Here is a 13,047-nt window from a genome sequence, read left to right on the forward strand (position 1 = left end):
CCCGCTATTTGGAAGGACATAGTCATGACGCTGTCACGCTTTGCTGCCCGTCCCGCCGTCGCTGTCCCATCGATTGTCCTGCTGCTGTGCGGCCTGAGCGGCACGGCAATGTCTCAGCCGACGCCCGCCGACACCCAGCTTCCCGGCATCACGGTCGAGGCACCGAAGCAGGTGGCAAGACCCCACAGGCCGGCCCATCACGCAAATGTCCGCAGCACCAGGGTCGTCGCAACCTCGCCAACCCCGGCACCGGCTGCAGCGAACTCGGATGCCGCGAGGCTTGCCAAGCTTGCCGCCACGACGAACAACTGCGTCGGCGGTTGCCAATCGAGCTTCAAGACGGGCAACCAGCCGTGGGTCGGCTGCAGCGCCACGGGCGGTGTGTATTCGGCAACATGCCGCAACGTCGGCAACTACAAGAGTTACGACGAGTGCAAGGAAGCCGGGCGCCTCACCGGCTGGCGGTCGGGTGAGACTTCGGCCTATTGCAGCAGTGTGGCGTTGGCGGCGGGCTGGCGGTGAAGTCGCTGCCACGGCTCGCACGCTTCTCCTCCGATCGAACGATGCGGGATTGCATGCGGAGGCGATGACCATCGCGTGACTCCCGGCACATTGCTTTCTCGCGGGGCGCTCTAGCTTGCGAGTCAGGTGGTTCGCAGTGATCCACCAGGCAAAGGACAAGACTCATGCGCAATACCATCCTCGTGGCTTTCGCAGCGATTACCCTGGCAAGTGCGGTGACGCCCGCGAGCGCGCTGACCATCGTGCGCGATCATCGCGATCCGCCCATCGTGCGCGACCACCGCAACCAGACCATCGTCAGGGATCACCGCAATCAACCCGAGGTGCGCGATCACCGCCACTAAACGCGCCGGCGGCGGAGCCGAATCGAACAGGTTCGGCTCCGGTTCGCCCGAGGCAGGCGATCCCGCTTATCCCCCTCGGATGGTACCGCGACACGCAATGCGCGATCTTTCCTAAAAGCCCGACAATCGCCCCGCGCGCGACGCCGATGTCCATTCGCGATTGTGAGGCCTGAGCACGCGCCAGGTTCGCTGCTCCATGCTATGGCTGGTTCCGCAACTCGCTGCGAGGACGCCATGCTGCCCATTCCCGCCGACATCTTCACCGAACCCGAGGACGTCTCGCCCGATGGCCTTGCCAATCTCGGTCCGCTGCGCCGTCTCGCTGGCCGCTGGCAGGCGGACAAGGGCATCGACATCAATCCGAAGGCGGAGGGATCGGAACGGCGGACCTTCATCGAGCGCATCCGCATGGACCCGATCGATCCGCAGGCCAACGGGCCGCAGCTCCTCTATGGTCTGCGCTATCACATCCACATCAACACGCCCGAGGAAGACATCACCTTTCACGATCAGGTCGGCTATTGGCTGTGGGAGCCTGCGACCGGACTGATCATGCAGACGCTGGCGATTCCGCGCGGACAGGTGCTGCTGGCCTCTGGCAAGGCCGCATCCGACGACAAGACGATCTCCGTCACCGCCAGGCGCGGTGACACCGCCTACGGCATCTGCTCGACCGATTTTCTGGAACAGGCCTTCCGCACCGATTCCTACCGCTGCGACATCACCTTCAACGACGATGGCAGCTGGACCTATCTGATCCAGACCGAGTTGTTCGTGCGCGGCGCGCCATTCAACCATCGCGACACCAACACGCTGCAGCTGGTCGCGGCGCCAAAGCTCAATCCGCTCGCGGTGATCGTCAACGATCGCGCCAAGGGCGACGAGAAGAGCAGGGATGCGGCAGTGTGAAGCGCGGCGTTCGGAGACGAGCATGAAGCCCTATGTCATCTGTCTGATGCACTCCAGCCTCGACGGCCGCACCCACCCCAGCCGCTGGCGTCCGAAGGGGGCGGGGACCGACTGGTTCGAGAAGATCCACAACGAGCTCGGCGGCGATGCCTGGGTGATCGGCCGTGTCACCGGATCGGAGTTCGCCAAGGGCCAGCCCTATCCCGCCACGGAGATGACGTTGCCGCGTGAAAATTGGTTCGCGCGGCGCGACGCGAAGACTTATGGCGTTGTGCTCGACGCGCAGGGCAAGATCGGCTGGGGCCGCTCCGACATCGGCGGCGATCCGGTCGTCGTCGTGCTGACCGAGAGCGTGCCGGATTCGCATCTTGCAGGGCTCCGGGGTGAGGGCGTGTCCTACATCTTTGCCGGCAAGTCCGAGATCGACCTCGCGCTGACGGTGGATATCCTCAGCCGCGAGCTCGGTGTGAAGCGTCTCCTGGTGGAGGGCGGCGGCGTCGCCAACGGCGCGTTCCTGCGCGCCGGTCTCATCGACGAATTCAACCTGATCCTCAGCCCTGCGATCGACGGCGCAACGGGCGCGCCCTTCGTGTTCTCGTCGACCGACGCGGACAGCGACAAGCGCGCGCCGATTGCGGCGATGACACTGGAGAGCACGCGCGATCTCGGCGGGGGTGTCCTGCTGCTGCGCTATCTCATCAGGAACGATCCGCAAGCCGCGAGCCGGTGAAGCGCCGGCATGTCGGTTTCCCCGGAGCATATCGTCATCGTCGGTGCCGGCGCGGCCGGCCTGATGGCGGCGCGCGAGCTGGCACTTGCTGGCCGGAGAGTTACGGTCCTGGAGGCGCGCACGCGCTATGGCGGCCGTATCCACCCGCTGCCGGTTGAAGAGTTCGGCTATCCCGCCGCGGGCGGCGCAGAATTCGTCCATGGCGAGGCACCGGTCACGCGTGGATTGCTGCGCGAGGCCGGACTGTCCCTTCAGGAGATCAAGGGCGAGCAGTGGAGCTTCGACGGAACGGCGCTCTCGCGCGAGGGGCGCGACGATCCCCACGAGGCCGAGCTTCAGGCCGTGCTGAGGAATTTGAAGGACGATCTTCCCGTCGCCGAATTCCTGCGCAGGCATTTTGCCGGCGAGGACTATGCGCCGATGCGCCGTTCGATCGAGCGCATGGTCGAGGGCTATGACGCGGCGGACCCCGAGCGCGCCTCGACGCTGGCGCTGGCCGAGGAATGGATGGACGGCGGGCACGCGACGCAGGCGCGCATCGATGGCGGCTATGGCGCGCTGATCGATTTTCTGGTGGCCGACTGCCGCCGGCGGGGCGTGACCATTCATCTCGGCTCCGTGGTGACGGCGATCGAGGAAGAAGGCCGCATGCTGGCCGTTCGCTGCACCGGCGGCGATGTGCATGGCTGCGATCGCGCGATCCTCACCGTGCCGCTGCCGCTGCTGCGCGAGATCGCTCTGCCGGCGAGCGCGCGCCCCAGGCTTCCCGCTGCCGACGACATCGGCTTCGGCAATGTCATCAAGATCCTGCTGCGCTTCGCGAAGCCATGGTGGCGCGAGCGGCAACAGGATCTCGCAGGTATGACCTTCCTGTTGTCCGACCGGAGCATCCCGGTGTGGTGGACGCAATATCCGCGCGAGCATGCCGTGCTCACCGGCTGGTTCGGCGGCCCGGGCACGGTGGAGCTGGAAAGCCTCGATCCGCAAGGGCTGATCGAGGCCGGGCTCGGTTCACTCGCCGCGATCTTCGGCCTGTCGCACGAGGACATCGCGCGCGACCTCGTGGCGGCGTCCGCAATCAACTGGGCGCACGATCCCTTCGCCCGCGGCGCCTATTCCTGGGCGACGCCGCGAACGCGCGCGGCACAGGCGATCCTCGCGCGTGCCGAGGGGGTGGTGCTGTTCTCAGGTGAAGCGCTCTATCGTGGCCCCGACATGGGCACGGTGGAAGCGGCGCTGACCAGCGGCCGGGAGACGGCCGCGATGATCCTCCGCGGATGAAAAGAGGCCCGCATCTCTGCGGGCCTCATGTCTCACCAGCGTCCGCCGCCGAAGCTGAAGGTCACGCCGGGACCGCCGCCGTAATATCCGTACGGGCCGCCGCCGTAATAGCCGTGATGCCGCGGGTAATAGCCGTAGCTGCGGTAATGCGGACGGTAGTAGCCGTGATGGTGGTGATGAGGACGCCAGTGATGGTGATGGCGGTGTCCATGATGGTGCCGGTGCTGCGCGCTGATGTCGGTCGATTGGCCCGCTGGCGCGTTCTGCTTTGCGCCTGAACTGCCGGCCGCGTTTGCCGCCGATCCGCCGGCGAGCGCTGCGGCTCCGACCGCCATCGCGACAATGAGATACTTCATGTCATCACTCCAGTTGAATGTCCTGGGACAACACATGGGTGTCGGCGGCGTTCCGGCCAGTGCGGGCGTCGAAACGACGCAGCACGCGGCGTCGGATTCGCGGCGAATGATGCTGCGTCGTGAGGTCTATTGTCGCATCACCGGTGTGATCGCATTGCAGCCATCACTTGGCCGCGAATGAGGCGATCACGTCGCCGCTGGTGACGATGCTCGCGAACTCACCGTTGAGATTCGACAGCGTCATCGCATGGATCTCCTCGGCGGAATGCTTGTCGCCGTCGGGGCCGATGCGCTCGAAGGTCCATGTCGCATCGCGCACGAGGCGCGCGTCGAAGCCGAGATTGCCGGCCATCCGCGTCGTCGTCTCCACGCAATGATTGGTGGTGGCGCCGCAGATCACGACCGTGCCGATGGCGGCCGCGCGCAGGCGCTCCTCCAGGTCGGTGCCGATGAAGGCGCTGTTGACGCGCTTGACGATGACGGTCTCGCCCGGCTGCTCGCGCGCCTCGTCCTTGACGGCATAGCCGGAACGCGATGGCAGGAACGATGAATTCGGCTTCGTGCCTTCGTGGCGGATATGAAAGATCGGCGCGCCGCGCGTCCTGAACGCCTGCAGCAGATCGGCGATCCGTGTCACCGCATCGGGATTGTTGCGCCGCTTCCCCGCCGCCTCCCATTCGTCGAACGCGCGCTGGACGTCGATGACGATGAGGGCGGGGAGGGCGTGGGGCATGGAGACACTTTCGGTCGGGGGCTGGACGCGACTATGCGAGGCTATCGGAAAGGCGCAATGCCGATCTTCCCTCGTTTTGCGACCTCATGCGGGCTACGAACCTCTCTCACGGATGCGGATCGGGAAAACCGTGGCGCTCGGAGAGTGCGGCGAGGATCGCGTCCTTGTCGGCGATGAAGCCGCGGCCCTCATGGCTGCCGGTCTGGTGCGGCGATGTCGCTCCCTCCGCCAGCACCAGCAGCGGTAGCGATTGGTTCTGTTCACCGACCAGCGGGATCACCGGCTGTCGCGGGCGCGGCCAGGGGATGCGCTCGACGTCGAGCCTTGCGGCAAGCTGAGGAAACGAGGCCAGCACGCCTTCGATCAGCGCACAATGCCAGCAATAGAACAGGCGCCCCGGAAAGGCCGGGTCCTCGAAACCCGGGCGCAGCAGAAACAGGCGGTCGCGCGTCATGGGTCGCTCCAAAGCATGGCTACCTTGCTGAGGATCAAAGCGGCGGGAACTGGCCGGCCTAGTGTCAACGCCCCAGATGGATGGGGAATCGATCGAGGTGCGAAAGGACGCCATGCCGGAGCCGATCAGTCAACCGGACTCGCTTGCCGAGGTGAGGACGTTGCCGGAGTTCCTGCGCTGGCGCGTCAAGGCGACGCCGGCGGCAGAGGCTTACCGGCATTTCGACGCGGGTGCAAAGCGCTGGGTCAGCCAGTCCTGGCGGGAGATCGATGCCGAGTTCGAGCTGTGGCGACGGGCGCTGGCTGCAGAGAATTTCGCGCCGGGCGAGCGCGTCGCGATCCTGATGCCGAACGGCATCGCGCATATCGCGATGGACCAGGCAGCACTGTCGCGCGGCCTGGTCCCGGTGCCGATGCACGCCATCGACAACCCCGACAGCATCGCCTACGTCCTGATCGATTCCGGAGCGCTGCTCTTGTTTGTCGACACGCTGGAGCGCTGGCAGGCGATCGTGGCGACCGGCCAGCCGCTCGACCATCTCAAGCGCGTCGTCTGCGCGGATGCGGGCGGGCTCATTACGCCGGACGCGCGCATCGTCGGACTCGACCATTGGCTCGCACAAGCTCCCGGCGCGAGCGCACCGCTGCCCGATGTCGCGATCGAGCCGGACGACCTCGCCGCCATCGTCTACACCTCGGGCACCACCGGACGGCCAAAGGGCGTGATGCTGTCGCATGGCAATGTGGTCGCGAATGTGAAGGCGATCGCGCACCGCATCGCCGCCGCACCGCACGACGTCTTCCTGTCCTTCCTGCCGCTCTCGCACACTTTCGAGCGCACCGGAGGCTACTACTACCCCATCGCCGCCGGCGCTTGCGTCGCCTATGCCCGCTCGGTGCCGCAACTATCGGAGGACCTGAAGCATGTGCGGCCGACGGTGCTGGTGTCGGTGCCCAGGATCTACGAGCGCATCTACGCGCTGATCATGCAGCACCGCGCATCGGCCGGAATCGTCGAGCGCGCGCTGCTCGACCTCACGATCGCCGTCGGCGGGCGCCGCTTCGATGCGCGGCAGCGGCATGGTGCGCCGTCGCTGCTCGACCGGCTGGTCTGGCCGACGCTCAAGCGACTCGTCGCCGACAAGGTGCTGGCGCAGCTCGGCGGCCGCCTGCGCGTCGCGGTCTCCGGCGGCGCGCCGATCGCCGAGCCGGTCATCCGGCTGTTCCTTGCGCTCGGGCTCGACGTCCTCCAGGGCTACGGCATGACGGAGACCTCGCCGGTGGTTTCCGTCAACACCGTCGACGACAACGATCCGCACTCGGTCGGCCACGTCCTCGACGGCGTCGAGGTCCGGCTGGGCGAGAACGACGAACTGCTGGTGCGCGGCCCCAGCGTGATGATCGGCTACTGGCACAAGCCGGACGAGACGCGCCGCGTCAAGGACGCCGACGGCTGGCTGCACACCGGTGACCAGGCCCGCATCGAGGACGGGCGGATCACCATCACCGGCCGCATCAAGGACATCCTGGTCACCTCGACCGGCGAGAAGATCGCGCCGGTGGATCTGGAGACGGCGATCCTCGCCGATCCCCTGTTCGAGCAGGCGCTGGTGGTCGGCGAGCAGCGGCCCTTCCTCACCGCGCTGGTCGTGCTCAATGCCAAGGTCTGGGTCGAGGAGAAGGAAAGGCTGGCTGCGCGCGGCCAGCAAGGCGGCGCTGCGGAGCGGGCCGCGCTGCTGGCGCGAATTGCGGCGGCCGTGAAGACCTATCCATCCTATGCGACACCGCGCGCGGTGTGGTGGACGCTGGATCCGTGGACCATTGCCGCGGGCCTGCTCACGCCGACGCTGAAGAACAAGCGGCCCGCGCTCGAACGCCGCTTTGCAGACGAGATCGAACACGTCTATGCGAAAAGGCCGGCAGCGATAACGCCGACGTGATTTCGCCTGTTCGCCCGGTTGATCCAGCGCAACCTCTCTTGCTGCCTCCGGATGCAGTGTCGCCGGCGACAATTCGCACGTAATCGAGGCAAGTCATGAAGGCGTATTTCATCGGCGGTGGCATTGGATCGCTCGCGGGCGCGGCGTTCCTGATCCGCGACGCGCAGCAGGCAGGGCGTGACATCGTGATCTACGAGGCGCAGCCGCTGGTCGGCGGCAGCCTCGACGGCGGGCTGCTCGCGAACGGCGCCTATTCGCTGCGTGGCGGCCGCATGTTGACCACCGATCATTACGAATGCACCTGGGATCTGCTCTCCAGCATTCCCTCGCTCGAGCATCCGGGCCTCAGCGTGCGCGAGGAGACCATCGGGTTCAATCTGGAGAATCCGGCCGACTCGAAGGCGCGGCTGGTCGACCGCAACCGCTTCAAGATCGACGTCTCGCATATGGGCTTTTCCGCGCGCGACCGGCTGGAGCTGCTGCGGCTCACCGAGGCCTCGGAGGAGACGCTCGGCAATAGCCGCATCACCGACTGGTTGTCGCCGAAATTCTTCGAGTCCAATTTCTGGTACATGTGGCAGACCACCTTCGCGTTCCAGCCCTGGCACAGCGCGGTCGAGTTGAAGCGCTATCTGCATCGCTTCATGAACGAGTTCCCGCGCATCGAGACGCTCGGCGGCGTCAAGCGAACCGTCTACAATCAATATGACGCGATCGTGCGGCCGCTCGCCGACTGGCTGAAGCGGCAGGGCGTGCAGTTCGTGCGCGGCACGCGGGTCACCGACATGGCGATCGAAGACGAGGGGGGACGCGTCCGGGTGCGCCAACTGGTGCTCGACCGCGACGGCCGCATCGCCAATGTCCGGCTCGAGGACGGCGATCTCGTGTTCTTCCAGAACGGCTCGATGACGGATGCATCGAGCCTGGGGTCGATGACCGAGCCGCCGCCGCGCCTGACCAAGAAGGACAGCCAGGGCTGGGCGCTGTGGGAGACGATCGCGCAAGGACGTCCGGAATTCGGCAATCCCGCCGCCTTCAACTCTTCGATCCCCGAATCCTATTGGTTGTCCTTCACCGTCACTTGCCGCGATCCGCTGTTCTTCGACCGGATGGAGGCGTTCTCCGGCAACCGGGCCGGCACCGGCGGGCTGGTCACGTTCAGGGATTCCAACTGGCTGATGTCGGTCGTGCTCTATCACCAGCCGCATTTCGCCGGCCAGCCGAAGAATGTGCAGGTGTTCTGGGGCTATGCGCTGCATCCCGACCGCGTCGGCAATTTCGTCGCCAAGCCGATGTCCGATTGCGGCGGCGCCGAGATCCTGAAAGAACTGTGCGGCCACCTGAATTTCGAGCTTGACGTGTTCGAGAACGCGATCTGCGTTCCCTGCCGCATGCCCTACATCACCAGCATGTTCATGCCGCGCAACCTGACGGATCGGCCGTTGCCGGTACCGAAGAACGCGGTCAACCTCGCCTTCGTCAGCCAGTTCGTCGAAATCCCCGATGACGTCGTGTTCACCGTCGAATATTCGGTGCGCGCGGCGCAGATGGCAGTCTACCAGCTGATGAAGATCGATCGCCCGGTGCCGCCGATCACGCGGCACGACAAGTCGCTCGCGGTGATCTTCGCGACGCTGGAGAAGGCGTTCGCGTGACGCCGGTTGCGATAGGAGCTACCGCGACGCCGCCAGAGGCAGGCTGACGTGAAAGACGGCGCCCCCTGACGGCGCGTTCTCGGCCCAGATGCGGCCGCCATGCGCCTCGACGATGGTATGGGCGATCGACAGGCCGATGCCCATGCCTTGCGCCTTGGTCGTGAAGAACGGCCTGAAGATCTCCGTCACCTTCTCCGCGAGGATGCCGTCGCCGGCATCGGCGACGGAGACGAGGGCCACATTGCCGTCGGCGAGGCTGGTTCGGCCGACGACGCGGCGCCGCTTGTCCGGAAGATGGGCCACGGCATCGATACCGTTCACGACGAGGTTCAGAATCGCCTGTTGCAGCTGAACCTTGTCGCCCTTGACGCGGATCTCCGCAGGCGAGGGCTCCGTCACGAGTTCGACATCGTGCGTCAAGGCCTGCACGGAGAGGAAACGAAACACCTCGCCGACGATCGCATTGAGGTCGAGCTCGCGCCGTTCGGTCGGGTCCCGCTTCAGAAACGAGCGTAGCCGGCTGATGATCTCGGCGGCCCGCTGATCGTCCCGCCGAATGTGCTCCAATATGTCCTCGATCTCTCCGAGGTCGGGCGCCGGATTGCGCAAGAGCTGCTGGGCCGTTTCGGCATTGATCAGGATGGCGGCGAGTGGCTGATTCAGCTCGTGGGCGAGCGAGGTGGACATCTCGCCCGCGGTGGCGCGGCGATTGAGGTGGGCGAGCTCCGACATGCGCTGACGCGCCTCGACCTCGGCCACGAAGCGCAGGCGGCGCTCGCGCAGCAGAACGGCGATCATCAGCGCCTGCATCAGAACGACGCTCGCGACGGCGGTGGCGTGCCAGTGATATTGCTCCCAGAAGGTCGGCGCACGGAAACGCACCTCGCTGCCGGACGGCAGATTGGCTTCGTCCACATTCCAGCGTTTCAGCTCCCGCCAGTCGAAGATCGGCTTCACGTTGTCCCCGCCGAAAGGCACGATGCTCGACGGCGTTTCGCCGTCGAGGATCCGCATCGCCACTTCGCCGGCTTCCCGTCCGATCAGCTCGGGCAGCAGCAGGAAGCCGCCCACACCCGACCGCCCGAGAAACGTATCGGACGTGATGATGATCGGGCGGTTGGCACGCTCGGCGATGCGTGCGAGCGCCGAGGCCGGGGAATAATAGGTGCCTTCGCCGTCGGAATACATCGCCGAGGTCAGGATCGCCGAGCGGGCAGGCAAGGCGGCAACGCGATCGCGGACCTCGCGCAGCACCGCGCCGGACAGATCGGTGACTTCGAGGTCGGGCATTGCGGCCGCAAAATCCTGCTTCCACACGCCGTAGGTCAGCGGATTCTTCCAGGCCTCGCCGACGAGGACGACACGGTTCAGGTCGGGAACGACGGCGCGGGCTGCGGCCAGCAGCTGCGCCGGTCTCACCCGTGCGAAGACCGCCGTCGTATTGGGCAGGAACAGCGCGCGCGTCTCGGGCAGATCGGGCACGAAGCCGTAGACGACGGGCGCGGCGGGCCAGATCTCCTGCTTGCGCTTCTGCAGGAATTTCGCCGATGCGACGCCGATCGAAACGATGACGTCGATCGGGCGCTGCGCATATTTGGTCTTGAGGTGGCCGACCAGACTCTCTTCGTAGTCGGGTCCCGGAAAGCGGGTGAGATCGAGGCTCTCGCCGTAGGTCACCGTGTGGCTGGTGCCGCTCTGCTTCGCGGCGGCGCGGATGCCGGCAAAGATCTCGGAATAGAAGGGCGAGCGAAAATCGGCTTCCTCCAGGACCAGGATCGAACGATGCCGCTTGTCGTCTGCCGCGATGCATTCACGCGACAGGCTCGCGAGCAGGCAAACGATCAGGATGCGCACGAGGGCGGTGATCATACGCGTTGCTGGACCGTCAGCCCCGCCTCCAGTTGCAATCGCGCCTCCTCCATGAGGACGCACGCAAGAGCATACAAGCCGGAACTGGAGTTTCAAACGGAAGGATGCGCGTTCGCACGACCGGCGAAGCAGAGCGAGACGAAGTGCCGCTACTTGAACGGATCCTGGATCGAGGGTGACGATTGCCGGATGCGGCGCACGCTCACCGGCGTGCCGTCGGAGACGAACAGCAGTTCATATTGACGGCCTTCGTTGTCGGTCGCCGAGCAGGTCACGTCGTTCACCTTCCTGGCAGCGAAGTTTCCAGTCTGGCGGCAGAGGCCAGTGGATACCTGCTCGGCCGGCACCGGCAGGCCGTCGACCTTGGGGCGGTCCTTGGAGTTGAGCAGCATGCGGTCGATCGGCAGCTCGTAGGAATTGTCGTCGGCGCGCTTGCCGTTCTCGCCGGAGAACGACACGACGTGATTGGCGTCAGAGGGATCGTCGACCGCGACTGCGAAGTTGACCCGGCCCTTGTCGCCATGGGCGTAGGCCACCGTCTTGCAGGCGAAGGAGCGGCCGGCGACCTTGAATGTCTTGCAGTGGCCGGACATCAGCGCGAGCAGGTCGATGAAGGCAGTCTGCTGCGCCGGCGGATTGTTGACCGGGATCGGTTTGGAAGTTTCGGCAAAACAAGGACTTGCCAAGGCCAGGACCAAGGCGGCGAGGACCGGTCGGCGGAGGCGCATCGTCAGGCTCGCGTGCCAGAGGGCCGTGGTGGCGGAAAAGTCCCGCACCATAACCATCGAACCGCAAATTGGTTGCGATCCCGTTTGTTCTGCAAGACCCGTCTGGAATACCACCGCGCCACACCCCGACGGCGATTCGCCCAAATCGCCCCATCCGTCCGGCCGGCACTTGCCGTCAGGCCGGTGTTTTTTTCGTGGCGGAATCAGCCCATCGCCGCCTGCCAGCGGCTGTCGCGCAAGGACGGGCGGCGGTGCAGGCGCGCGTCCAGCAGGGCCCGGGCGTGGGACAGCTCGCCACCGCGCATGAGAGCGACGATGTAGGTGTCCTCGATCAGCTCGCGCTGGGCGTGGCTGCCGCCGATCCGCACGACCTCGGCGAGGACAGGCGCGAGCATTTGCGCGCATGCCGCGTAGTCCTCGTCGGCGAAGGCCGCGAGCGCGCGGAAGATCGCCGGCACCACGGGGCCTGCCGGCAGCTTGCCCTCGGCCAGCCGCTGATCGATGGCCGCGAGGCGCGCGCCGAGCGCCGCGTGGTTTTGCGTCGCCGCGGCGAACAGCGCCATGTGGACGTCGGCAAAGGACAGGCTCGACTTCGGAAACAGTTTTTGCGCGCTGGCGTCGGCCTCGAGCCAGAGCGCCTTCGGCACGGCATGGCCATACGCCGACAGCCGCCACAGCAGCGAGGCGGCGTCGGTGACGACGTTGAGCGGCGGCGCCTGCGTCGCCGTGGGCTGGAGTACGTCGGCATAGATCGCGAGCGCGCGGGCCGCGTCGCCGTGCTCGAGCGCGCCGAGCGCCTGATGCCAGCGGATATGGCCGTGCAAGATGCCGGCGCGGCCGTAAGAGGGAATCCACGCCTCGACGAGACGGTCGGCCGCCTCGATCGAGCCATCCTCGAACATCGCATGCAGCACGGCGTGCGCGGCGTGGGCATTGGCCCGGCGGAGGTCGAAGCCGCGTTCGGTGACGGCGCGGCCGCGCGCGACGTCGCCATTCTCGGTCATGGCCCAGCCGGCCATGGTGAGGAACCACCAGTCCTCGCCGTAATGCTGCGCCATGCGCTCGCACAATTCGTGCCGCGCGCGGTCGTGGTCGGCCATGCCGGAGAAGGCGAACAGGCCGAACGCGCCGAGCGGCAGCGACAGCACCAACGCGTCGCGCGGCCAGCTCTCGATATGCTTCAGAGTCGATGTGATCGCGTCTGGCAGCCGGCCCTCGATCGCAAGCGCCAGCGTCTCGACATGCGAGCGCTCACGCTCCGTGCCGCGCTTGGCGACCAGCTCGCGCGCGAGCGCTGCCTTGCCCCTGGCGAGGTCGCCCTGCTGATAGAAGGCGTGCACGCGGGCGCGGGCGATGTGGGGAAGCGCGAAGTCAGGGTCGGCGGCAATGGCGCGCTCGAGCATCTCCGCCATGCCGGTCCAGCCCGCAAGCATGAGGTCGACGCCTTCGCGATAGGCCGCCGCAGCGTCGTGAGAGGTGGTTGAGAGCGGCAGGCCGTAGCGGTCTTCGAGCGGCATCGTCGTCTCC

Annotated in this window: 14 protein-coding genes; 8 read left to right on the forward strand and 6 right to left on the reverse strand. The window is 66.3% G+C overall.

All coding sequences use genetic code 11. The features are described 5' to 3' along the window. The first annotated feature begins 24 nt into the window (after positions 1–24). From CO669_RS22410 to CO669_RS22430, 5 genes are all read left to right on the forward strand, one after another. Positions 25–522, forward strand: a complete 498-nt coding sequence (locus tag CO669_RS22410; protein WP_097662108.1) for a hypothetical protein — start codon at positions 25–27, stop codon at positions 520–522. Between the two features lie 164 nt (positions 523–686). Continuing rightward, positions 687–866 carry a hypothetical protein gene (locus CO669_RS22415; RefSeq protein ID WP_097662109.1) on the forward strand — a complete coding sequence of 60 codons (180 nt, stop codon included), beginning with the start codon at positions 687–689 and terminating at the stop codon, positions 864–866. Positions 867–1,100: 234 nt separating this feature from the next. Next, complete coding sequence (locus tag CO669_RS22420; RefSeq protein WP_097662110.1) at positions 1,101–1,775, forward strand: FABP family protein; 675 nt, start codon at positions 1,101–1,103, stop codon at positions 1,773–1,775. 22 nt (positions 1,776–1,797) lie between these two features. Further along, the gene (locus CO669_RS22425) at positions 1,798–2,505 is read left to right on the forward strand and encodes a RibD family protein (RefSeq protein ID WP_097662203.1); all 708 of its coding nucleotides are present in this window, start codon (positions 1,798–1,800) and stop codon (positions 2,503–2,505) included. A 9-nt stretch (positions 2,506–2,514) separates the two neighbouring features. Next, positions 2,515–3,786 (forward strand): flavin monoamine oxidase family protein, encoded by a 1,272-nt coding sequence (locus CO669_RS22430; RefSeq protein WP_097662111.1) that lies wholly within the window; start codon positions 2,515–2,517, stop codon positions 3,784–3,786. A gap of 32 nt (positions 3,787–3,818) precedes the next feature. On the opposite strand, the gene CO669_RS22435 is transcribed toward CO669_RS22430, so the two are convergent. After that, the gene (locus CO669_RS22435; protein WP_198964189.1) at positions 3,819–4,142 is read right to left on the reverse strand and encodes a hypothetical protein; all 324 of its coding nucleotides are present in this window, start codon (positions 4,140–4,142) and stop codon (positions 3,819–3,821) included. Between CO669_RS22435 and CO669_RS35725 the strand changes: the two genes are divergently transcribed. Then, a complete protein-coding gene (locus tag CO669_RS35725; protein WP_198964190.1) occupies positions 4,141–4,323 on the forward strand; it encodes a hypothetical protein in 183 nt (60 codons plus the stop codon). The genes CO669_RS22435 and CO669_RS35725 overlap by 2 nt on opposite strands. On the opposite strand, the gene CO669_RS22440 is transcribed toward CO669_RS35725, so the two are convergent. Together CO669_RS22440 and CO669_RS22445 are read right to left on the reverse strand one after the other, a co-directional pair. Next, a complete protein-coding gene (locus tag CO669_RS22440; RefSeq protein WP_097662113.1) occupies positions 4,306–4,875 on the reverse strand; it encodes a cysteine hydrolase family protein in 570 nt (189 codons plus the stop codon). The two genes, CO669_RS35725 and CO669_RS22440, sit on opposite strands and share 18 nt — an antisense overlap. A 106-nt stretch (positions 4,876–4,981) precedes the next feature. After that, positions 4,982–5,329 carry a DUF3088 domain-containing protein gene (locus CO669_RS22445; RefSeq protein ID WP_097662114.1) on the reverse strand — a complete coding sequence of 116 codons (348 nt, stop codon included), beginning with the start codon at positions 5,327–5,329 and terminating at the stop codon, positions 4,982–4,984. Between the two features lie 112 nt (positions 5,330–5,441). On the opposite strand from CO669_RS22445, the gene CO669_RS22450 reads away from it, so the two are divergent. Beyond that, positions 5,442–7,268, forward strand: a complete 1,827-nt coding sequence (locus CO669_RS22450; protein WP_198964203.1) for an AMP-dependent synthetase/ligase — start codon at positions 5,442–5,444, stop codon at positions 7,266–7,268. Positions 7,269–7,363: 95 nt separating this feature from the next. Then, positions 7,364–8,923, forward strand: a complete 1,560-nt coding sequence (locus tag CO669_RS22455) for an oleate hydratase (RefSeq protein WP_097662116.1) — start codon at positions 7,364–7,366, stop codon at positions 8,921–8,923. A gap of 18 nt (positions 8,924–8,941) precedes the next feature. On the opposite strand, the gene CO669_RS22460 is transcribed toward CO669_RS22455, so the two are convergent. From CO669_RS22460 to CO669_RS22470, 3 genes are all read right to left on the reverse strand, one after another. Continuing rightward, the gene (locus CO669_RS22460) at positions 8,942–10,792 is read right to left on the reverse strand and encodes a sensor histidine kinase (RefSeq protein WP_097662117.1); all 1,851 of its coding nucleotides are present in this window, start codon (positions 10,790–10,792) and stop codon (positions 8,942–8,944) included. Between the two features lie 149 nt (positions 10,793–10,941). Further along, the gene (locus CO669_RS22465) at positions 10,942–11,520 is read right to left on the reverse strand and encodes a hypothetical protein (protein ID WP_097662204.1); all 579 of its coding nucleotides are present in this window, start codon (positions 11,518–11,520) and stop codon (positions 10,942–10,944) included. A 203-nt stretch (positions 11,521–11,723) separates the two neighbouring features. Next, on the reverse strand, positions 11,724–13,037 hold the full coding sequence (locus tag CO669_RS22470; protein ID WP_097662118.1) for a tetratricopeptide repeat protein: 1,314 nt from the start codon (positions 13,035–13,037) through the stop codon (positions 11,724–11,726). Between the last annotated feature and the right edge of the window lie 10 nt (positions 13,038–13,047).

This window comes from Bradyrhizobium sp. Y36, from assembly GCF_002531575.1.
Lineage (GTDB): Bacteria > Pseudomonadota > Alphaproteobacteria > Rhizobiales > Xanthobacteraceae > Bradyrhizobium.